This window comes from Bacillus sp. UNC125MFCrub1.1, from assembly GCF_000701305.1.
Taxonomy (GTDB): Bacteria; Bacillota; Bacilli; order Bacillales; family Bacillaceae; genus Bacillus; species Bacillus altitudinis.
This window is the reverse complement of record NZ_JNIG01000009.1, coordinates 226589-248472: the sequence shown is the minus strand read 5'-3', so window position 1 is coordinate 248472 and position 21884 is coordinate 226589. Positions and strand designations below refer to the sequence as shown.

19 protein-coding genes and 1 riboswitch are annotated in these 21884 nt (G+C 41.3%); of the genes, 14 read left to right on the top strand and 5 right to left on the bottom strand.

The annotated features are described in order from the left end of the window. The first annotated feature begins 42 nt into the window (after positions 1 to 42). Positions 43 to 888 carry an aldo/keto reductase gene (locus tag N521_RS01465; protein WP_008347122.1) on the top strand — a complete coding sequence of 282 codons (846 nt, stop codon included), beginning with the start codon at positions 43 to 45 and terminating at the stop codon, positions 886 to 888. 218 nt (positions 889 to 1106) lie between these two features. Here the strand turns inward: N521_RS01465 and modB are convergent, their stop codons facing one another. From modB to N521_RS01445, 4 genes are all read right to left on the bottom strand, one after another. Next, positions 1107 to 1772, bottom strand: a complete 666-nt coding sequence (gene modB, locus N521_RS01460; protein WP_035389394.1) for a molybdate ABC transporter permease subunit — start codon at positions 1770 to 1772, stop codon at positions 1107 to 1109. After that, a complete protein-coding gene (gene modA, locus N521_RS01455; protein ID WP_035389392.1) occupies positions 1772 to 2548 on the bottom strand; it encodes a molybdate ABC transporter substrate-binding protein in 777 nt (258 codons plus the stop codon). Before modA ends, modB begins: the two co-directional genes overlap by 1 nt. A 115-nt stretch (positions 2549 to 2663) precedes the next feature. Beyond that, on the bottom strand, positions 2664 to 4514 hold the full coding sequence (locus N521_RS01450) for an LTA synthase family protein (protein WP_035389390.1): 1851 nt from the start codon (positions 4512 to 4514) through the stop codon (positions 2664 to 2666). Positions 4515 to 4637: 123 nt separating this feature from the next. Then, entirely contained in the window at positions 4638 to 5129 is a 492-nt protein-coding gene (locus tag N521_RS01445; protein WP_008347118.1) for a metal-dependent hydrolase, read from the bottom strand. A 171-nt stretch (positions 5130 to 5300) separates the two neighbouring features. Between N521_RS01445 and N521_RS01440 the strand changes: the two genes are divergently transcribed. From N521_RS01440 to N521_RS01425, 3 genes are all read left to right on the top strand, one after another. Further along, positions 5301 to 5729, top strand: coding sequence for a MarR family winged helix-turn-helix transcriptional regulator (locus N521_RS01440; RefSeq protein WP_007500254.1), 429 nt, complete (start codon positions 5301 to 5303; stop codon positions 5727 to 5729). Between the two features lie 82 nt (positions 5730 to 5811). After that, positions 5812 to 5955 (top strand): small acid-soluble spore protein SspJ, encoded by a 144-nt coding sequence (sspJ, locus tag N521_RS01435; RefSeq protein ID WP_035389389.1) that lies wholly within the window; start codon positions 5812 to 5814, stop codon positions 5953 to 5955. 122 nt (positions 5956 to 6077) lie between these two features. Continuing rightward, a riboswitch (Lysine riboswitch) is annotated at positions 6078 to 6256 on the top strand. A gap of 192 nt (positions 6257 to 6448) precedes the next feature. Then, entirely contained in the window at positions 6449 to 7858 is a 1410-nt protein-coding gene (locus N521_RS01425; RefSeq protein ID WP_035389385.1) for an amino acid permease, read from the top strand. 37 nt (positions 7859 to 7895) lie between these two features. On the opposite strand, the gene N521_RS01420 is transcribed toward N521_RS01425, so the two are convergent. Continuing rightward, a complete protein-coding gene (locus tag N521_RS01420) occupies positions 7896 to 8834 on the bottom strand; it encodes an ABC transporter substrate-binding protein (RefSeq protein ID WP_035389383.1) in 939 nt (312 codons plus the stop codon). A gap of 258 nt (positions 8835 to 9092) precedes the next feature. Here N521_RS01420 and N521_RS01415 point away from each other — a divergent pair, with 258 nt between their 5' ends. The 10 genes from N521_RS01415 to N521_RS01370 all read left to right on the top strand — a co-directional run bounded on the left by N521_RS01415 (position 9093) and on the right by N521_RS01370 (position 21728). Continuing rightward, positions 9093 to 10145: a FecCD family ABC transporter permease gene (locus tag N521_RS01415; RefSeq protein ID WP_008347113.1), complete on the top strand. Its 1053-nt coding sequence runs from the start codon at positions 9093 to 9095 to the stop codon at positions 10143 to 10145. Beyond that, positions 10146 to 11168, top strand: coding sequence for a FecCD family ABC transporter permease (locus N521_RS01410; protein WP_048003212.1), 1023 nt, complete (start codon positions 10146 to 10148; stop codon positions 11166 to 11168). 21 nt (positions 11169 to 11189) lie between these two features. Next, complete coding sequence (locus tag N521_RS01405) at positions 11190 to 12005, top strand: ABC transporter ATP-binding protein (protein WP_017359249.1); 816 nt, start codon at positions 11190 to 11192, stop codon at positions 12003 to 12005. Between the two features lie 178 nt (positions 12006 to 12183). Beyond that, entirely contained in the window at positions 12184 to 12906 is a 723-nt protein-coding gene (locus N521_RS01400) for a response regulator transcription factor (RefSeq protein WP_017359250.1), read from the top strand. A 3-nt stretch (positions 12907 to 12909) separates the two neighbouring features. Further along, positions 12910 to 14664: a HAMP domain-containing sensor histidine kinase gene (locus N521_RS01395; RefSeq protein ID WP_017359251.1), complete on the top strand. Its 1755-nt coding sequence runs from the start codon at positions 12910 to 12912 to the stop codon at positions 14662 to 14664. A gap of 136 nt (positions 14665 to 14800) precedes the next feature. After that, positions 14801 to 16237 carry a glucuronate isomerase gene (uxaC, locus tag N521_RS01390; RefSeq protein WP_017359252.1) on the top strand — a complete coding sequence of 479 codons (1437 nt, stop codon included), beginning with the start codon at positions 14801 to 14803 and terminating at the stop codon, positions 16235 to 16237. A gap of 67 nt (positions 16238 to 16304) precedes the next feature. After that, on the top strand, positions 16305 to 17315 hold the full coding sequence (locus tag N521_RS01385) for a LacI family DNA-binding transcriptional regulator (RefSeq protein ID WP_035389381.1): 1011 nt from the start codon (positions 16305 to 16307) through the stop codon (positions 17313 to 17315). 59 nt (positions 17316 to 17374) lie between these two features. After that, complete coding sequence (locus N521_RS01380; protein ID WP_017368043.1) at positions 17375 to 18826, top strand: tagaturonate reductase; 1452 nt, start codon at positions 17375 to 17377, stop codon at positions 18824 to 18826. Then, the gene (locus tag N521_RS01375) at positions 18823 to 20316 is read left to right on the top strand and encodes a UxaA family hydrolase (RefSeq protein WP_017368042.1); all 1494 of its coding nucleotides are present in this window, start codon (positions 18823 to 18825) and stop codon (positions 20314 to 20316) included. The genes N521_RS01380 and N521_RS01375 overlap by 4 nt, the downstream gene beginning before the upstream one ends. A 20-nt stretch (positions 20317 to 20336) precedes the next feature. Then, on the top strand, positions 20337 to 21728 hold the full coding sequence (locus N521_RS01370) for a glycoside hydrolase family 28 protein (protein WP_008347106.1): 1392 nt from the start codon (positions 20337 to 20339) through the stop codon (positions 21726 to 21728). Positions 21729 to 21884: the final 156 nt, after the last annotated feature.

The following is a 21884-nucleotide window of genomic DNA, read 5'->3' as shown; positions in this document are numbered from 1 at the left end:
GATAATGAAAAAGATGGAATCTATGAAAAGGTGGTTGTTAACATGGTCAAAAGCTTGAATGATACCGTAACACTAAATAACGGAGTAGAAATGCCATGGTTTGGTTTAGGTGTATTCAAAGTGGAGGACGGCAACCAAGTGGTTGATGCCGTCAAAGCAGCCATACGAAACGGTTATCGCAGCATTGATACGGCTGCCGTTTATAAAAACGAGACAGGCGTAGGGAAAGCCATTAAAGAATCTGGCGTCAAAAGAGAAGAATTGTTCATTACGTCAAAAGTATGGAACACAGATCAAGGATATGACAAAGCACTCGCTGCATTCGATGCAAGCTTAAACCGGCTCGGTCTTGATTACTTAGACCTCTATTTGATTCATTGGCCTGGACCAAATGCAGATACATTTAAAGAGACATGGCGTGCGCTTGAGAAGCTTTATAAAGATGGAAAAGTAAGAGCGATTGGTGTCAGCAACTTCTACGTGCAGCATTTAGAAGAGCTGTTAAAAGATGCGGAGGTTGTTCCAGCGGTGAACCAAGTGGAGTTTCATCCAAAACTGACACTTGTCGAATTACGACAATATGCGAAAGAAAAAGGCATTCAAATTGAAGCATGGTCTCCGCTGATGCAAGGAAAGCTTTTGGATCATGACGTATTAAAGGAAATTGCAGCACAATACAACAAATCTGTGGCTCAAGTGATCTTGCGTTGGGATCTGCAAAGCGGCGTTGTCACCATTCCAAAATCAATCAATGAAGATCGCATTAAACAAAATGCCGACATTTTTGACTTCGAGCTTTCACAAGAAGACATGGAAAAAATCAATGCACTTAATAATAACGAACGTGTCGGGTCTAATCCAGAAACGATGACGGTTGGGTTTGAATAAATAAAATTATCCCCTCAGCGTGTAGACAAACCCTCGCATATTTTGTCAGTGCGTGCTGTTGCTCACGAATGTCAAATTCGCTCCGCGTCAGTACTCGTCATGCCTAGACTGCAAAGGTTTTCTATCACGCTGAAAAGAAGACAAAGGGCTAAAATGAACTTAATTTTAGCCCTTTGTCAACAATCTGAATCCCTTTCTCTTTTTGAGAAGGGGATTTTTTAATTCCTGCTTCTGCGCACAGCCAACAGCATGAGGAAAGACAGGATCACAATACAAATGGTCCAAGCCCACGCAAGTTCCATTCGTCCAGAATCAATCGCCACATAGATGGCTGTTGGGAGGGTTTGCGTTTTCCCAGGAATGTTGCCAGCGAACATTAAAGTCGCTCCAAATTCTCCTAACGCCCTTGCGAAACTTAAAACTGCACCAGAGAGAAGAGATGGCAGTGCGAGTGGGACGGTAATATAGGCAAAAACCTGAAAAGAATGCGCACCATCAACTTTTGCAGCACCTTCAATGTCTGACTCAATCGTAGAAAATCCAGCTTTCGCTGATTGATACATGAGCGGGAATGCGACAACTGTCGATGCAATGACTGCTGCACAATAAGTGAAGATGACAGGCTGATGGAAGATCCATTCAATCGCTTGTCCAATCACACTGTTCTTCCCGAACGCAACGAGCAGCAGAAATCCTACGACCGTTGGCGGAAGGACAAGCGGCATCATGAGGAGCGTTTCCACGATCATTTTTCCTTTGAAAGATGTACGGGCCATCCAAAAACCAATGGACGTTCCTAAAACGACAGCCAATAACCCGCTGAAAGCAGCCACTTGTACGGACAGCCAGATAGGTGAAAGAAAATCTTCGGTCAGCATCGACATTATTTCACTTGAAAGCCGTACTTTTTAAAAATCGCTGCGGCTGGATCTGATTGGAGATATTGAAAAAATGCTTTCGCCTCTTTCATGTGATCGGTCTGTTTGACAATGCCAACAGGATAAATGATGGGGGAGTGCATGTCTTGATTTGCCTCATCTACTATCTTTACTTTGTGAGAAACGAGCGCGTCCGTCTTATACACGACACCAGCTTCCACATTTCCTGTTTCGACATAGTTTAATACTTGACGAACATCCTTGCCATAGACAGCGTTCTGTTTCACTTGATCCCATATATTCAGTTTTGTGAAAATCTCTTTTGCATATGTACCAGCAGGAACAGATTCAGGTGTGCCAAGCGCTAACTTTCCTTTTATGTGCTGAACATCTCGAAAGGTTTTGATAGCAGAAGAACCTTCTTTTGGCACGATGAGGACTAGCTCATTTTGTATGACGTCCTTTGTATGATCCTGATCGATGTCGCCAGATTGAACAAGGTCATCAAAAGGCTCTTCAGCTGCTGAGAAGAAGAGATCCGCTTTTGCTCCTTGAGCGATTTGCTGTTTCAATGCACCTGATGACCCGAAATTATTCGTGAGTTTTACGTTTGGATGATCATCTTTATAGGCAGATTCAATCTCTTTCAAAGCATCCTGCAGGCTTGCCGCCGCTGAAATCACAAGTTCTGTCTTTTTGCTTTTATCTGGTGACGTCGACTCCGTTTGACACCCAGTCAGGAGCAAACAGATGGCGACGAAGGTTAAGAATAAATATTTCATGATCACACCTCTTTATCATTCAACATCATGTGTATCCTTTATTATAATCAAACTTATTTGACCATTCATAGGTTTTCAGGAAAAGAGAAAAGAAAAAGCCGCCAGAGGGCAGCTTTTAGTGCTGATAAAAACGTAGTAAGTTCCCGTTGATTACTTTATCTGATAGAGACAGCTCTTTATTGGCTTTTTCTATATAAGGCTGACATACTTCGTCTTGTTCAACAGGCTGTTTTGTTTTTTGATCATAGCACGTGTTTTTCGTATAAAGATAATCATCCGTAATAAAGTTTCCGTTTCTCAGCACAGCGAACGGCGTCCGTTCATTGGAGAAAAGATCATTCCCAAATTGAATGGCATCTTTTGATTCAATGCCGAGTAAATGAAGAAGTGTCGGTTTGACATCCATTTGACCGGCTGTTTCAGAAATGGTTTGAGGGGCCGCGTCTGTCACCCCAGGAATATAAATCAAAAAAGGGACCCGCTGCAGTTTAACTGCATCAAACGGTGTGATTTCATCCTGCTTCAGCAGCTCTGCCATTGCCTCATGATGTGCTTCTGAAATGCCATAGTGGTCTCCCATGAGGACAAACATTGTATTTTCATATAGTCCTTCTTCTTTCATTCGTTCAAAGAACCTTTTGATGGCTTCATCTTGATAGCGGACGGTGGTCACATAGCGGTTTAAAATGGTGCTAGTCGAATCGTATTCATCAATGAACTGATCCTTTGGATCAATTTCAAATGGGAAGTGATTGGTTAAGGTAATAAACGTGCTGTAATAAGGCGTTTTCAGCTTTTTTAAATAATCGATGGATTGGTCAAAAAAGTCGATATCCTTTAAGCCCCAGCCAGTCGAATTCTGTTCATTGACATCAAATGAATCGACATCATAAAAGCGGTCAATCCCAAGAGATTCATACATCACATCACGATTCCAGAACGTTTTATTATTCGCATGAAATTGGACGGATTGATAATTCTCTTTTTTCAATTGCTTGTACAGTGTGTCATATTCGTTGTCACTCGCTGTGAAAAAGACAGCGCCACTGCTAGATGGATAGAGGGAGTTTGCGACGATAAACTCTGAGTCCGACGTTTTGCCTTGCTCTGTCTGCTGATAAAATTCATCAAAATAGAAGCTTTTTTTGGCAAGTTGATTTAAAAATGGTGTGATGTATTGTCCATTCACCTTTTGATTCATGACAAATTGCTGCGTTGATTCAAGTGAAATGAACACGACATTTTTGCCTTTAGCAAGTCCAAAGTAGTCTTCATTTGGTGCACTGTAATCAGCTTTTGTGTAGTTTGCCACTGTTGAAAGTGTATCTTCGTCAGCAAAGGCTTTTTGTCCAATTCGTGCTGTTTGAGCGGCACCGTCATACAAATGGAATTGAAACAGCCCAAGGTTTCGTACAATGACTTCTCGATCATACGAGCTTGTCAAAAAACGAGGGTGGTCCATCAAAGCTGAGCTGACATGGAACAATAGCAAGCTGCAGCAAACCACATAGTATGTTTTGATCGTCTTAAAAGACGCTTTTGGTGATAGCGGTTTCCGTTTTAAGAGCCATGCCAGCACTACAAAATCAATCAGCATGAGTATAAATAGCGGATGAAACAATTCAGTCATACTGCTACCCATATCTCCCATGTTCTTTGCTTGAAATAAGACAGGAATGGTAATGAAATCAATATAAAAACCGTAAAAGATCGTATTCGATATCAAAATGGCTGTCAAAATAAAATTTGTGGTCAATAAAAAGACCTTTTGTTTCGTTTCATTTAAGAAAAGAGCAATCCCAAACAAAGGGAGCAAAAAGCTAAGTGGATTAATCAAAAGCAGCCACTCGTGAAACAGATTGGCCGTTCGTATATGAAATCCGAATTGATAAATGATGTATGTTTTCATCCACATAAAGAGGATGGAGTACACTAAAAACCAGTGATTTTTGAAAAACGCTTTCATTTATGTAACTCCTCACCATTCTGTATTCAGCTGCAAGGCAAAAACACTTATCTTAAAACTACTAAAAAAATGAGGAATGATCAATTCATATCCTGCTTTTTTGCAAAACTCTTTTTTCTTTTTCTAAAACGGCAATGGGATGGATATTCCGCAAATGACAGCCATGTAATAGCAGGTGACAATGGTCAGAGCAGCTAGTACGACTTGTTCTCCTGTGCTGCCTGTTTTGACATAAAAGGGGAGACGTACTTTCATGGTTGCAGGGAACAAAAATTTAATACCGTTCACTGTGCCTGCATCAAGGATGAGGTGGCTTGCCATCCCAACTAGTAACCCGGTACTGAGGCTGTCATTTGGAATGTATGTTGTCGCAATAAAATAAATGATCAGCAGAAATAATAAACTATGTGTAAAGGTGCGGTGCCCGAACACACTACTGATCAGTGTGGAAAGGAGCGGGAATTTCCTGCCGATTTTGCTTTTCGTATGACATAGATCTGGGATGAGGGCACCTACTGATCCTGCAGCAGCCATCGTCACTGGTTCGAATCCGTAATAATAGGCGACGGCTGTGGAGGCGGCAATTCCGCCCATAATATGTGTTTTTCCTGTCATGATGCGTACTCCTGTTCTGTTTTTTGTTCAAGTACTCACTATATCAAGGGTGAATCCATTCAGCAAGGCTTATTTCTAAAGAAAAATGGGATAAAATAGTTGGCTGTTTGGAAAAACATTCTATAATAAGAAGGAAGTCATGTTGACACTAACGATAAGGATGCGATTCGGATGAGTAATGCAGACATTTTAAAAGAAATTGTTCTTGTACATTATGAAGTCAGCCGTAAATTAAACCGCAAGTTACTTGAGTTAGAAAAAGACATCACGCCTCCACAGATATATGCTCTTTCTATATTGATACAAGGAAAAGTATCACATGCTGAAGAGCTTAAACAAAGACTCTCGCTCAACCCAGGTGCCGCTTCCATTGCCCTCAATAAATTATGTGAGCAAGGCTACATTCAGAGAGAACGGGACAAGGACGATCATTCCCTTGTCCGGCTAGAAGCTACGGAAAAAGGGCTGGCTATTTACGAAAAGCATACACGTCTTTTTGGAAAGGTGATTCAGCATATGATGTCAGACTTCACAGAGGAAGACTTAAAGACCTTTCTAACGTATTTGCAAAAAATGAGACAGACCTTTCACGATGAATGAACCGCTCCTCTTTGTATAATGCTGAGCGCTGTAGCACAAATTAAACAGGCAAAGGCATTTTATGAAAAGGGGGGAAATAGCGATGTCATTTTTCCAAAAGGATAAAAAGGAGAAAAGCGAGAAAGACCATCAGCAGGTCGATCAGCTGTTAGAAGAAGCAAGTAAAGAACTAGCAGGCGATCCGCTTCAAGAAGCTGTCCAAAAGAAGAAAAACAACCATCAATAAGCTGACAAAAAGGCGGAGAATCATTTCTCTGCCTTTTTTCTATGTTTTTCCCTTTGACAGATATGAGAATGTTTGATAACCTTCGTGTAGTAAAAATGAATAGAAATCCTCACGCTATGTCTCAGTGAGGTAGAGGTTGCGCGGATGATGAGTCACTCATAGGAGAGATGGAATCGTTGATCATGAGAAAAAAGGCATCAGCGCCGAAGTGTAGAGAGAGCTCCAACTTTCTTTATGCTGGGTCTGCATTGAACAAATGCAGGACTGCCACGTCTTTGAAGCGTGGAGGGCTATCCGGAGATCAAGGTGTATGTTTTGAAAAGCATGGACTTTTGTTCAGGCTTTTTTTTATGTTCTGATTGCCTAAGAAAAGGGTATGCTGGTAAGAAAGTGACCCAACATGAACATAAAGAATGCAAGTCATTGCTTCACAAATATATCAATGAAGATACTGCCGGGTCTGGTCCAAAGTGAATATAACGGAGGTACGAAAATGGAACAGACAAAAAAATGGGGTTTTTGGTTATTGACGGCTTTTGTCGTCGGAAATATGGTAGGTTCAGGCATCTTTATGCTGCCTAGTACACTTGCCCAGCATGCAAGTCCTTTAGGTGTGACGATGGCATGGCTTGTCACAGGTGGCGGCGTACTGATGATTGCCTTTGTGTTTGGACATTTGTCCATTCATAAACCGCAGCTAACAGCTGGACCACAAAGCTATGCAAGAGCGCTTTTTAAAGATCCGAAAAAAGGAAAAGCAGCCGGTTTTACAATGGTTTGGGGATATTGGGTGGCAAGCTGGATTAGTAATGTCGCCATTATCACAAGCCTAGCTGGTTATTTAACAACCTTTTTCCCAATTTTAACCGTGAAAACGGAGGTCTTTACTTTTGGAAAAGAAGCGATCACACTTGGTCAGCTCACAACGTTTATCGTATGTACAATCCTTCTATGGGGGACTCATACGATTTTAATTACAAGCTTAAGCGCAGCAAGTAAGTTGAACTTTATTACGACCTTTTCAAAGGTGCTTGGATTCGTCCTTTTTATTGTCGCAGGCTTATTTGCATTCCAAACCGCATTATTTGAACATTATTACTTCCCTGTTGAAGCAGCAAGTGGTGAAGGAGTGCTCGGACTTGGAGGCCAAATTCATCATGCGGCCATTTCCACACTATGGGCATTTATCGGCATCGAATCTGCTGTCATTTTATCAGGAAGAGCTTCCTCGCAGCGTGATGTCAAACGTGCGACGATTACAGGACTTTTAATTGCACTGTCTATTTATATGATTATTACCTTGATTACAATGGGCGTTCTGCCGCATGATCAATTGCAAGGTTCTGATAAACCATTCGTAGACGTGCTTCAGCTCATTATCGGACCGGCTGGCGGCATTGTCATGGCACTTCTTGCGATCATTTGTTTATTTGGTTCGATGCTTGGCTGGATTTTGCTTGGTTCTGAAGTCCCTTATCAAGCAGCAAAAGCTGGCGATTTCCCAGCAGTGTTTGCAAAAACAAACAAAAAAGGCAGTCCTGTTATTGCTTTGACTGTCACAAATATCATGTCACAGCTGTTTATTTTCTCAGTCATGTCACGTACGATTAATGAAGCCTTTACTTTCTTAACAACATCAGCGACACTTGCGTATCTCATTCCGTATATCGTGTCGTCGATCTACAGCTTTAAGGTCATCATGCAAGGTGACACATATGAGCTCCAAAAAGGAAACCGGACAAGAGACGGGATCATTGCGCTTGTGGCCATAGGGTATTCCGCTTGGGTCATTATTTCAGGCACAGCTGATTTCAAAACATTTGGTCTTGGTATTGGATTGTTCTTAGTTGGCATTTTACTCTACCCATTCATGTCCAAAAAATTTGCCAAAGGTACAGTTTAAAAAATACGTTTCTCCAATGCTGGAGAAACGTATTTTTTTATGAGGCAGATGTTAATCGATCCACAATAAATTCGAGCTGACCTTCTAGCGACACAGGGTCATTAAAGAAGTAACCGACTGTATCTGTTTCAAATACGCGTTTGTTTTGGACAGCAGGAAGTGATGCCCAGATGCTGCTTTTATACACTTGATCGCCATTACTTTTTGAACCGCTCCATGGGCTTGTGAAAATATAATCACCTGCAAATTCTGGAAGCTTTTCAAGAGAAATGTTTGCATAACCGACACCACTGTCGATGGCTTCTTTTTGGGCGGCCTTCGGAGCTTTTAATTTCAGCTCGTCATAAATGATTTCACCACCGCGTGCAAAAGTGTTACCGAAAATGTAAATGCCCTTATCGAATGGTGATACGATCGAAACGGTTTTGTTTCCTACAGCTTTTGTTACTTTTGGTTTCACTTCAGCAATTTTGGCATCCCATTGTGTGATCCAATCCGTTGCTTTTTTTGATGTGCCTGTCATTTTACCGAATTCTTTTAGCTGGTCTTTAAACGAATATTGATTGTATTGAATGGCAACTGTAGGGGCAATTTTTTTGTATTGATCAAATTTCTCATCTTCTCCCCAAGCAATGATCATATCCGGTTTCAAAGAGGCTACTTTCTCAACAGAGGGTGATTTTCCAATATTTTTCACTCCATCTGTTTTTCCTTTATAGAAAGGGTTTTTAAAGATGGGCGCAGTAGCAGCAATTGGGGTTTTGCCGAGTGTGACGAGATCCCCGTAATAGCTTTCCGCCAGAAGCACAATACGTTTTGGGTTTTGAGGCAGTTTCACTTCACCCTTTACATCTTGATAGGTGATCGTGTCATTTTTTTTGGCTCCCGATTCTTTATTGGAAGTGCTGCCGCAAGCAGCAGTAAAAATCATAAGGGTAATGAGGGAAATTAAAAGAAGTCCAGTTCGTTTTTTCACTAAAGTTCGCTCCTATTCAATTGTTTATGATAATGATTCTCATTTGCAATTATATCTTATCATGATAGAAGAAAAAATGCATCGGCTATTTTATGACCAAAAGAAAATGGTGAAATTCTCCCGGTTTTTTGATGAAAATAAAGAAATTTATCAGAACAAGGATTTCAAAACGTGAAGAAAGTGATATACTAGACTCCGAGATTGATAATCATTATCACTAATAACGAATAGATATGAACGGAAAGGAAGAGACTGGTTTTGGGCTCACAATCGAATAAACAGCTGTCAGCTAAAGATGATGCGATAGATATTGTGACAAAGCCTTTTGGTACAGCAGCTGTTGTCATCATAGGAATCATTGCTTTAGCATTCGGTCTTTTTTTATCAGTATCGCTAGGAGCGGCAAACATTCATTTACACACGGTATGGGAAGCCGTCTTTCATTTTGATTCACAACAAACCTCACATCAAATCATTAGGGAACTAAGGCTGCCGCGTACAGTTGGTGCCGCACTTGTCGGTGCCTTTTTAGCAGTATCGGGTGCCATCATGCAAGGCATGACAAGAAATGCGCTTGCGTCTCCTGAAATCATGGGTGTGACAAATGGCTCTGCATTTGCGATTGCCATTGCGTTTGCTTTTTTCCCAGGCCAATCTTCTTTTACATTAATTCTTTGGTCATTTTTGGGTGCAGCACTTGGCGCCTCTATTGTATTTGGGGTTGGAACCCTTTCAAAAGGGGGACTTACTCCTGTGAAGCTCGCATTAGCCGGTACGGCTGTTGGCGCACTTTTAAGCTCAATTTCCTCAGCGATTGCCATTCGATTTGACGTCGCGCAAGATATGAGTTTTTGGTACGCAGGCGGTGTGGCTGGTGTGAATTGGAGCAATATTAAGATCATCATTCCAGTTGCGGCTGTAGGACTGATCATCGCAATGATTCTTGCCCGCTCCATCACGGTTTTAAGCTTAGGTGATGAATTAGCAAAAGGGCTTGGACAATATACACGAACAGTCAAGGTACTTGGCATATTGGTCGTGATCCTTTTAACAGGTGCAGCCGTGTCAGTTGCAGGTTCTATTGGCTTTATCGGGCTTGTGATTCCTCATGTTACGCGTTTCTTGGTCGGCGTTGACTATCGCTGGATTATCCCTTGCTCAGCTATTTTAGGGGCTATTTTGCTCATTTATGCAGACATTGCGGCAAGGCTTGTCAATGCGCCGTTTGAAACGCCAGTTGGTGCCATTACAGCCATTATAGGCGTTCCTTTCTTCTTATATTTAGCGAGACGTGAAAGGAGCGGAATTTAAATGGAAATGGTGCAGCAGGCAAAGAAAAAGAAATACAAACGAACGATGGTCATGATCTTTTTAGCGATCGTGGCTGTGTTCCTGATTAGTTTAAATACCGGAGAGATACGGATTTCTCCGATGGATACATTCAAAACATTTTTTGGACTCGGAAGTGAAATGGATGAGCTTGTATTATTCGAGTTCAGACTTCCAAGGATGGTCATCGCTTTACTTGTTGGCGCTTCTATCGCTGTATCAGGAGCCATTTGGCAAGGTGTTTCTCAAAATGGTTTAGCTGATCCCGGCATTCTAGGTGTAAATGCGGGTGCAGGCTTTGCGGTGGTTTTGTTTATCTTTGCCTTTCAGGGTTCGATGTCGAACTTAGGTGATTTTTCAATATTTGTACTGCCGCTTTTCGCTTTCGTAGGTGCCGCCTTTGCTGCATTCCTCATCTATGTGCTAGCGTGGAAAAAGGGCATTACGCCTGTTCGATTGATTTTAACTGGTATTGGGATCAATGCTGCATTTTCGGCAGCGATTGTGGTTATTCAATTAAAGATGAGCCCAAATGATTTTAACCAAGCCATTGTGTGGCTGTCAGGAAGTATTTGGGGCTCAAGTTGGACATATGTCTTATCAGTCGTGCCGTGGATGCTGATTTTTCTTGTATTAGCGATGGTGAGGGCACGCTACTTAAATATCATGAATTTGGGTGATCAGATATCTTATGGCTTAGGGATTTCAGTTCATAAAGAAAGAAGTTTTCTCATGCTGATTGCAGTTGCATTAGCCGGTGCGAGTGTCGCTGTTGCAGGGAGTATATCGTTCCTAGGGTTAGCGGCACCACACCTCGCAAGAAAGCTAGTTGGTCCGAAACATCAAGGAATGATACCGGCGTCCGCTATGATTGGTGCACTGCTGTTATTACTTGCAGATACACTTGGGCGTGTCATACTTGCTCCATCAGAGGTGCCCGTTGGACTTGTCGTTTCTGCCTTAGGCGCACCTTACTTCATTTACTTATTGATGAAAACGAACTAATGAGGAAGGAGAGTACAACAGATGAAATCACTTGAAACAGAAAAGCTTTGTATTGGCTATCATGACCGTTTGATTGTAGACGATTTAAATATCAGCATCCCAAAAGGCAAGGTGACGACATTAATTGGGCCGAATGGGTGCGGGAAGTCAACGATTTTAAAAACAATGTCTCGTATTATGAAGTCCCATCAAGGTGCTGTTTATTTAAATGGCCAGGCGATCCATCAAACACCAACAAAAGAAATTTCAAAACAAATGGCCATCTTACCGCAGACGCCTGAAGCGCCAAGTGGTCTGACCGTTTATGAGCTTGTGTCATATGGACGTTTCCCGCATCAAAATGGATTTGGTCGTTTATCAAATGAGGACAAACGAATCATCAGATGGGCACTTGAGGAGACGGGAATGATTGCGTTTCATGACCGGCCAATTGAAGCGCTCTCCGGTGGACAGCGTCAGCGGGTATGGATTGCGATGGCACTCGCTCAGGAAACAGAGCTGCTTTTATTAGACGAACCAACGACGTATTTAGATCTTGCTCATCAGCTGGAGATCCTTCAGCTGTTAGAACGCTTAAACAGAGAGCAGGGCAGAACGGTGCTGATGGTGATTCATGACCTGAATCATGCTGCACGCTTTTCACATTACATGATTGCCCTCAATCAAGGGAAAGTCATTAAAGAGGGTACGCCTCATGAGGTCATGACAAAAGAGGTGCTCAGTCAGGTGTTCCACATCGATGCAGAAATTGTGCTTGATCCGAGAACGAATAAGCCGATCTGTTTAACATATGACTTAATGAATCATGAAAGAAAGCTTGAAGCTGTGAACGGATAATAGATGGACAAAAAACTCGGTATGTATGACCGAGTTTTTTTGCATCTTCTGGTATTACCTTGTTATGCCATTTTCTCCAGTTGATCTTTTTTCGCTTTTATGCAGAAAAGAGGTACTTTTTTACTTTGGACAATGGTAATATACGGTTAGAGATCATAGCTAGAAAGGAAAGAGATGCGTGGAAACAGCAAAAATATTGATTGCAGATGACGAAGAAGCAATTGTAAAAATGGTTGAACGCGTATTAAAAAAAGAAGGGTTTCAACATATTTATAAAGCCTATCATGCAGATGAAGCATTAGATATTGTCAAAAACGAGGACATCCACCTCTTACTTCTAGATGTGATGATGCCCGGTAAGTCAGGCTTTGATGTTCTGCCTGACATCAGGAAAATGACGAAGGCACCGATTTTCTATTTAACAGCAAGAACGTCTGATGTAGACAAATTGACTGGATTTGCACAAGGTGCAGACGATTACATCACAAAGCCATTTAATCCGTTAGAGCTAGTAGCTAGAATTAAGGCGCACTTAAACCGAACTTATATCTCCTTACAGGAGGAGCAGGAAGAAGCGCACAGTCAATATGAATATGCTCATTTCTCGTACCATCCTCATGCAGCCGAGTTGAAAGTAAGGGGAAAGGTGACAGCTTGCTCAGCTCAGCTTTTGTCCTTGCTGAAGTATTTTTGTGACCATCCGAATGTGGTACTTTCAAAAGATCAAATCTATGAGAAAGTATGGGGTGTTCCGTCATATGGTGACAACAACACCGTCATGGTTCATATCCGAAAGCTGAGAGAAAAAATAGAGTTAGATCCAAGCCAGCCTGAATATATTGTGACGATCCGTGGTATGGGCTATAAGTTCATTCCGCAACCTGTGAAGGTTCTTCAATAGTTTATGAATTTACGAACAAAACTTTTCTTTCACTTTGTCGGACAAATGTTTATTGTCATCGTCATTCTAACGATCGGGCAAACATTCTCTGAAAATCTTTATTTTCAAAAGCGCTATGAGAATATGACTGAAACTGGTTTAACGAAGGCAGATGGAGATACACTCATGAGCTGGCTTTATTTTAACGAGGATGGAAAAATGGAAGCCGATGATCAGCTCAAACAAGCAGTGGAAAAACGTGATGGCTGGCTACAAGTGATTGATTCCAAAAAACGCAACGTCTATAGCTATCAACTCCCTAAAAACATTCCAACATCCTATCAAAAGGATGAAATGATCAAGATCTTTGAAAAAAGACAATTTAAAGATTACAAGATGTACTTCTGGCCAATTGAGATTGATCAAGAAAGCTTTATCGTCTTATATGGATTTAAAACGAACAGCACAAAGGTAGCCAATTATCTCAAGCAGCATGAAAAAAACCTGGCTGCATTGTCTCAATATTCGGTTGAAACAAAAGAATTTTTGAAAAGAATGAATGGATCGGTGCATCTGTTTAATGAAGAAGGAAAATACTTAAAAGGTATCCGAGCCAAAAATAATTTGAAAAATAACGTAACGGATGTTGAACTGCTCAAGTATCAATCAAAGCCTTGGGAGTTTAGAAGTGACCTGTCGTATATCAAAGTGAATAAGGATTTGTATATGATTGTTTCGGTGCCAAACAAAGTATACAGCCCAGACGAGCTTTATGATAAAGAGACAGAGGCTTTAAACCAATATACAACGCTTTTGATTGCAGGTCTTGCGCTTACGATTATTATCGTTATGACATTATGGTACTCGTATCGCTATGGGCTACCGATCTATCACATTATCCGCTGGCTGATTTTCTTATCAAGAAATAAGTTGCAGGAGCCAACAAATAGAAAAGGTATTCCAGTAAGTAAAAATAAAAAGGGCCGTATTAAGCGGGAGTACCGGCTGTTTGAGGATATCCTCAAAACAATGGATCAGCTCACCAATACGTTAAAAGAGAATGAAGCAAACCGAAGAAAAATTCAAACCACAAGGGAAGAATGGATCGCAGGGCTGTCTCATGATCTAAAAACGCCTCTTAGCACGATTTACGGCTATGGATTAATGCTAGAATCAGATCAATACCAATGGTCCAAGGAAGAAGTCATGGAAATGGGACAAGTCATTCGTGAGAAATCAGAATACATGTCGACCTTGATTGAGGATTTAAACCTCACGTATCGATTGAAAAATGGTGCATTGCCTATTAATCGAAAACCTGTTGAGCTTGGTGAATTTTTAGCCTCCATTATGGACGAGTTTTCAAGAAGCACGCTTTCAGAAGATTATTTATCATCCTTTGAAGATCAAACAGAGGGTGTCATGTTTGAGATCGATAAAGCCTGGTTTAGACGAGTCATTGAGAACCTGCTGGCGAACGCAGTGAAGCATAACCAGAAAGGTACTCTTATTCAAGCTGTTCTATCTGAAACAAATGATGAAGTTCGGATCGAAATGAAAGATAACGGACGCGGAATGGCGCAAGAAACGGTGGATCATTTATTTAATCGTTACTATAGAGGGACAAATACGAATGATCCAACAAATGGAACAGGATTAGGACTGGCGATTGCAAAAGAGCTTGTCTTGCTACACGATGGCGATATTCAAGTAGAAAGTGAATTAGGTCAAGGAACAACTATTGCGATTATCCTAAAGAAAACACCCTCTGTAAAATAACCAAAAAACGATTTTCTTTTCTAAAGGAGATCGTTTTTTCTTGTTTTAGGATTGAAATCAATTTTGTAAACGATTACAATAAAATTGTTAACGTGAACAAATTGATTTTCATCATTATAAGAGATGGGGGAGTTTGATGAAAGCCTTTTTAGATGAGCAGTTTTTATTAAACAGTCAAACGGCGGAAAAGCTATACCATGAGTTTGCAAAGAACCTTCCGATTATTGATTACCATTGTCATTTAAGTCCAAAAGAAATCTATGAAAATAAAACGTTCCGAAATATAACCGAAGCATGGCTTTACGGGGATCATTACAAATGGCGCGCCATGAGAGCAAATGGGATACCTGAAACACATATCACAGGGGATGCCTCAGATGATGAGAAATTTTTAGCATGGGCGAAAACTGTTCCGATGACGATTGGAAATCCTCTCTATCACTGGACCCATCTAGAGCTAAGACGATATTTTGATGTTGAAGAACTTTTGAATGAAGAAAGCGCAGACATCATCTGGAAAAAAGTAAATGAAAAGTTGCAAGGAGATGGATTTGGTGCGAGAGATTTCATTGTGAAATCAAATGTTGAAACGGTTGTGACGACAGACGATCCGGTTGATTCGTTGATTTATCACCAACAACTGCGGGAAGAAGGCTTTTCTGTGCAAGTACTGCCAGGGTTTCGGCCAGATAAGGCATTAGATATCACAAATGACTTGTTTATCGAGTATGTTCATCAGCTAGCGGAGGTTTCATCTATCAAGATCGAATCCTATCAAGACTTCATAAAAGCACTTCATATGCGAATCGATTTCTTTCATGAACAGGGCTGTTTGATTTCAGATCATGCCATCAATGAAATGACGTACGAAGACACGACGGAAGAAGAAGCTACGATCATTTTTCATAAAAGAATGTCTGGACATCCATTGACGGAAAAGGAGAAGGTTCAATTTAAAACACACACATTCATTGAACTAGGTCAGGCATATGCTCAGCGGGGATGGGCGATGCAGCTTCATATCAATGCGCTCAGAAACAACAACTCGAAAATGTTTGAGCGGCTTGGACCAGATACCGGATATGATGCAATGAATGATGAAGACATTGCAAAACCTCTTTGCCGCGTATTAGATCGGTTAGAACAAGCACATGCATTGCCAAAAACCATCCTCTATTCCTTGAATCCAAGGGACAATGTGGTGATTTCAACGATAGCTGGAAGTTTTCAAGATGGAAAGACTCCTGGGAAAATGCAGCATGGAACAGCCTGGTGGTTTAATGATACAAAGCAGGGAATGACAGAGCAGATGATGGCACTTTCCAGTATCGGACTGATCAGCCGATTTATTGGGATGCTGACAGATTCACGAAGCTTCCTGTCTTACACAAGACATGAATATTTTCGTAGACTGTTATGTGACATCATTGGAGATTGGGTGGAAAAAGGTGAAGCGCCTAATGATCTCAATTTGCTAGGGGGAATGGTAAAAGGAATCAGCTATGAAAATGCAAAGCAGTATTTTCAATTTGAACGGGCAAATGAGCTTTCGCATAAAAGCAAGATGATATGAACAAAAAGCAAGAATATGAAAGCGTTTTTATGATAAGATGATAAAAAATCATAAAAGGCGGAATAGCATGACAGTCACAATCAAAGATATAGCAAAATTGGCAAACGTTTCTCATACCACAGTATCAAGGGCTTTGAATAACAGTCCTTTTATTAAAGAGAAAACAAAACAAAACATCTTGTCGATTGCAAAACAGCTGAATTACTCACCGAATGTCCATGCCAGAGGCCTTGTCTCGCAAAAATCATTTACAATTGGTCTGTTTTTTACGAGTTTAACAGAAGGCACATCCTCAAGTTTCTTTGTTGATGCATTAAAAGGCGTCAACAGTGTAATAACAGAAAACTATCATTTGGTTGTAAGAGGAATTGACGATTTTCACGATTACACAACCATTCATAAACAGCGGTATGATGGTATTTTGCTTATGAGCCAAAGCGAGCATGATGAAGCGTTTATCCATCATGTGAAAAAACAGGGCATTCCCATTATTGTACTGAATCGCCGTGTAGAAAGTAATCAAGTGATGAATATATTAGCGGATGATGGTGAAGGGGCATACCAAGCTGCACACTATTTCATTCAGCAGGGGCATAAACAAATTGCCATTATTGAAGGGAAAGAAGGGTTTAAATCCACACAGGAAAGAAAAGCTGGTTTTTTGCAAGCACTCATTGACCATCATGTACCCATGAAGAAGGAATACATGATCACAGGCGACTATCATATGAAGAGCGGCTATGAATCAATGGAAGCCTTACTCACTCTTGATGATCCGCCAACTGCCCTTTTTTGCTCAAACGATGACATGGCGATTGGTGCGATGAATGCATTGTTTGCAAAAGGTAAAAGGTGTCCTGATGATCTCTCTATTATCGGATTTGATGATATTTCATTTTCATCTTATACAACGCCTGCCCTCACAACAGTCAAAAAGCCAATTGAAAAAATGTGTGCGCTTGGAGCAGAAGCGATCCTTTTAGTCATCAACGGTGAAAAGCAAGAAGACGATCATCTGGAAAAAGTGTATGTCCACACAGAGCTGATGATTAGAGATTCAGTCAAAAAGATGCAGTAATCAGCATCTTTTAAATGAAAATGTTCACGTGTGCAAAAAATGCGGGGGAGGAAAAGCGTTTGAGACGATTATCCAAAGATGTGTACCCAGTGGCTGAATATCCTGAAACCATTCTACAAATTGGCGAAGGAAACTTTATGCGGGGATTTATGAATTGGCAGATCCAGAAGCTAAACGACTGTACAGATTTTAAAGGAAGAGCAGTGGTCGTTCCTCCTCGAAAAGGATCAGTGACCGCTCTAAATGAACAAGATGGTTTGTACACTTTATGTATTCAAGGATTTCATGACCAAAAAGAAATGAACGAACGGATCGTCATTCAATCCATCAGCAGGGGAATCAGCACATATACAGATTATGAAGCCTTTTTACATGTAGCGGAAAGTCCTAATGTGCGCTTTGTCTTTTCTAATACAACAGAGGCAGGACTTGTGTTAAGAAAAGAGGACCGATTAGAAGATCGGCCGCAAGTAAGTTTTCCAGGAAAGCTGACAGCCTTCTTGTATCACCGCTTCAAAGCTTTTTCTGGAGATGAGAAAAAGGGCTTGATCATTTTACCTTGTGAATTGATTGAACAAAACGGTGATCGATTAAGAGAATATGTGATCACAATGGCAGCTGAGTGGAATCTTCCGCCTGATTTTGTGGCTTGGGTCAAGGAAGCCAACACGTTCTGTAATACGTTAGTTGATCGGATTGTCCCAGGATTTTCTCAGGAAGCAGCGGAGACTGTTCAAAAAGAAGAGGGGTATATCGATGAATTGCTTGTCACAGCAGAATATTATCACCTGTTTGTCATTGAAGCACCTGCGTTTGTTCAAAAAGAGCTTCCTTTTCAAGAAGCAGGGTTAAACGTGCTTTTTGTGGAAGATATCGCTCCCTATCGTATGAGTAAGGTTCGCATTTTAAACGGTGCGCATACAGCGATGGTGCCGATTGCATATTCATGTGGCTTGGATACTGTCAAAAAAGCGGTGGATGATGAGCATGTTGGTGTGTTCATTCGCCGCATGCTTGAGGAGGAAGTGCTGCTAAGTTTGCCACTTCCTGAAGAAGAGCTGCTGCTTTATACACAATCCGTTTGGGATCGATTCTGCAACCCTTTTGTCAAACATCAATTACTCGATATTGCCTTAAATGGTGTATCTAAATTTCGGGCACGTATTCTCCCGTCTCTTCTAGATTATATAGAGCTAAAAAAACAGTTGCCTACGAAGCTTATGTTCTCACTGAGCAGTTTGATTTATTTTTATCAAGTCCATGCAGATCAAATAAAGGATGATGAGTCTGTGATGACATTCATGAAGGAAGCATGGGAGGAAGTGGACCATTCCTATGAATTAATGGTCGATCAACTTCTTTCAAACGAAGTTTTATGGGGGATGGATTTGACGAAGATCGCAGGGCTGAAGGATGCAGTAGCCGAGCAGCTCACCTTCATACATGAAAATGGCATGAGAGCTGCTGTTCACCAAATACTTCAATATGAAAGTCAGGGGGAGAAGGCATGAGGGACTTTGTTGTGATTCATCCTTCAGATAATGTTGGTATCGCTTTAAAAGTGCTTGAGCAAGGCGAAGAGCTTCAGCACCAAGGTCATACAATCATTTTAAAAGAAACCGTTGCTAAAGGTCATAAATTTGCATTGGCTGAGATCAAAGAAAAAGAGAATATCATCAAATATGGCTATCCCATTGGTCATGCATCCACTGCGATTTCGACTGGAGAATGGGTGCATACGCACAATATCAAAACGAATCTATCAGGTAAGCTCGATTACGAATACCGCCCTTCTTTAACAGAAAACCCCTATGAAAAAACGAATCTGACATTTAAAGGGTATAAACGAAAAAATGGCGCAAGTGGTATACGAAATGAGCTTTGGATTGTCCCAACAGTTGGGTGTGTCAATGGCATTGCCGATCAAATCATTCAAATATTTACCGCTGAAATGGGGGGAAGCATCCATCCTTTTGAAACGGCGTTAGTATTAAAGCACAATTATGGATGCTCACAACTTGGGGATGATCATGAAAACACAAAAACCATTCTTCAAAATGCCGTAAAGCACCCAAATGCTGGAGGGGTTCTCGTTCTAGGGCTTGGCTGTGAAAACAATGACATTGAGGATTTTCAGGCTACATTAGGGGAGTATGACCAGACGAGGGTGAAATTTTTAAGAAGCCAAGAAGTAGGGGATGAGATTGAGACAGGTGTCGCTTTGCTCAAGGAAATTTATGACGCAGCGAAAGAAGATCAGCGTGAAGACATTCCGTTATCTGAGCTGAAAATTGGCTTGAAATGCGGAGGATCAGATGGGTTTTCAGGCATTACCGCAAATCCACTTTTAGGTAGACTGTCCGATTTTATTGTGGCTCAAGGCGGAACCACCGTCTTAACAGAAGTACCGGAAATGTTTGGGGCTGAAACGATCTTAATGGAGAGAGCGGAATCAAAAGCGACATTCGACAATATTGTGCAGATGATCAATGATTTTAAACAATACTTTATGGATCATCGACAGCCAGTATATGAAAATCCTTCCCCGGGAAATAAAGCAGGAGGAATTTCGACATTAGAAGATAAATCTCTCGGCTGCACACAAAAAGCGGGTACTTCCGTTATAAAGGATGTTTTAACATACGGGGAGCTGCTAAAACGAAAAGGATTGAATTTATTAAGTGCGCCTGGGAATGATTTGGTTGCTTCATCTGCTCTCGCAGCGTCTGGCTGTCAGCTCGTCCTCTTTACAACAGGCAGAGGCACACCGTTTGGCACATTTGTTCCAACGATGAAGGTATCGACCAATACCGCTTTATATGAAACAAAAAAACATTGGATCGACTTTAATGCGGGGGAATTGCTTGAGGATGTACCAGAAGATGTGGTGCTAGAGAAGTTCATTGCCACGGTGATTGATGTGGCGAGTGGAAAGCTGTTAAATCATGAAAAAAACAATTTTAGAGAGTTGGCTATTTTTAAAACAGGTGTGACACTTTAAGGCGTCTGGGGGATAAGGAAATGTCTAAAAAACGGAATTTGATGTATGTGACAGCAGGAACAGTACTAACAGGAATTGGACTCGCACGTTTAGCAAAGCAAGGGAAAAAAGACAAAGAAACAGATGGTATAGATCATGTGTTAAAGCAGATAAAAGCGCCAAAGTTCCCAGATCGTGAATTCAATGTCATTCATTATGGTGCAGATAACAAAGGGATAGAGCTTTCGACAAATGCTATTCAGTCTGCCATCGATGATGCACATCGTTTGAAAGGAGGGCGTGTGCTGATTCCTGAAGGGACATTTTTGACAGGCGCTCTAGAATTGAAAAGCAATGTAGAGCTTCATCTTCATGAAAACGCCTATGTGAGCTTCAGCCAAGATACACGTGATTATCTTCCGCTTGTTCTAACAAGATATGAAGGCATTGAGCTTTATAATTATTCGCCACTTATTTATGCCCATCATGCAGAAAACATCGCGATTACAGGAGCAGGCACGCTGGACGGGAGAGGGGATGAACACCACTGGTGGCCTTGGAAGTATGGAACAAATGGTCAGCCCTCTCAAGATCGGGATCGTCAGCTTCTTTTTGAAATGGCTGAAAAAAGAATACCAGTGGAAGAAAGAGTGTTTGGCGAAGGACATTATTTAAGATCAAGCTTTATCCAGCCATACAATTGCCAAAACATTCTCATTGAAGGAGTAACCGTAAAGGATTCACCGATGTGGCAAGTCCATCCGGTGTTAAGTGAAAACGTCATCGTCCGCGGGGTGAATATCATCGGTCATGGCCCAAATACAGATGGTGTGAATCCAGAGTCGTGCCGACATGTGCTCATTGAAGATTGTTATTTTGATAATGGCGATGATTGTATTGCCATTAAATCGGGCAGAAATGAGGACGGCCGGAGAATCGGCGTTCCATCTGAAAACATCGTCATTCGTAGAAATACGATGCGTGATGGTCATGGCGGAGTAACGATCGGGAGTGAAATCTCTGGAGGCGTCAAGTATGTATATGCAGAGGATAATGTCATGGACAGTCCGAACCTTGACAGGGCATTGCGCATTAAGACCAACTCTGTCAGGGGCGGTACCATTGAACACATCTATTTTAAAAACAATCTAGTGAAAAGCTTAAAACATGAGGTGGTCTGTATCGACATGATGTATGAGGAAGGGGATGCCGGTCCGCATAGGCCTGTAGTCCGTCATATTGAAGTAGAAGGGTTAAAAAGCAGCGGAGGGCGATATGGTGTCAAGATCGCCGCATACTCACATTCCCCGGTCACACACTTTAAAATGAAAGACTGTGTCATTGACGATGTCACATACCCTCTTTCATTGGAACATGCAGTATCTCCTTCATTTCAGAAAGTTGTCATTAATGGTGAACATATCAACCAATAGCGGAAGTGAAAACAGCCACGTCAAAGGCTGTTTTTCTTTTATAAGGACAGACAAGACGTATTCGGAATCACATATACAACCTATCTGCACTGTAGTATAATATTCCCGAAATTAGAAAAGAATTGACGAAAGAGATGACGTCAAGCAGTACATAAA

Coding starts and splice junctions, on each gene's coding strand:
- N521_RS01385 (WP_035389381.1), top strand. CDS start 16,305: ATGACAGTCACAATCAAAGATATAGCAAAATTGGCAAACGTTTCTCAT.
- N521_RS01425 (WP_035389385.1), top strand. CDS start 6,449: ATGGAACAGACAAAAAAATGGGGTTTTTGGTTATTGACGGCTTTTGTC.
- N521_RS01375 (WP_017368042.1), top strand. CDS start 18,823: ATGAGGGACTTTGTTGTGATTCATCCTTCAGATAATGTTGGTATCGCT.
- modB (WP_035389394.1), bottom strand. CDS start 1,772: ATGTCGATGCTGACCGAAGATTTTCTTTCACCTATCTGGCTGTCCGTA.
- N521_RS01370 (WP_008347106.1), top strand. CDS start 20,337: ATGTCTAAAAAACGGAATTTGATGTATGTGACAGCAGGAACAGTACTA.
- uxaC (WP_017359252.1), top strand. CDS start 14,801: ATGAAAGCCTTTTTAGATGAGCAGTTTTTATTAAACAGTCAAACGGCG.
- N521_RS01440 (WP_007500254.1), top strand. CDS start 5,301: ATGAGTAATGCAGACATTTTAAAAGAAATTGTTCTTGTACATTATGAA.
- sspJ (WP_035389389.1), top strand. CDS start 5,812: ATGTCATTTTTCCAAAAGGATAAAAAGGAGAAAAGCGAGAAAGACCAT.
- N521_RS01395 (WP_017359251.1), top strand. CDS start 12,910: ATGAATTTACGAACAAAACTTTTCTTTCACTTTGTCGGACAAATGTTT.
- N521_RS01450 (WP_035389390.1), bottom strand. CDS start 4,514: ATGAAAGCGTTTTTCAAAAATCACTGGTTTTTAGTGTACTCCATCCTC.
- modA (WP_035389392.1), bottom strand. CDS start 2,548: ATGAAATATTTATTCTTAACCTTCGTCGCCATCTGTTTGCTCCTGACT.
- N521_RS01465 (WP_008347122.1), top strand. CDS start 43: ATGGTCAAAAGCTTGAATGATACCGTAACACTAAATAACGGAGTAGAA.
- N521_RS01445 (WP_008347118.1), bottom strand. CDS start 5,129: ATGACAGGAAAAACACATATTATGGGCGGAATTGCCGCCTCCACAGCC.
- N521_RS01410 (WP_048003212.1), top strand. CDS start 10,146: ATGGAAATGGTGCAGCAGGCAAAGAAAAAGAAATACAAACGAACGATG.
- N521_RS01405 (WP_017359249.1), top strand. CDS start 11,190: ATGAAATCACTTGAAACAGAAAAGCTTTGTATTGGCTATCATGACCGT.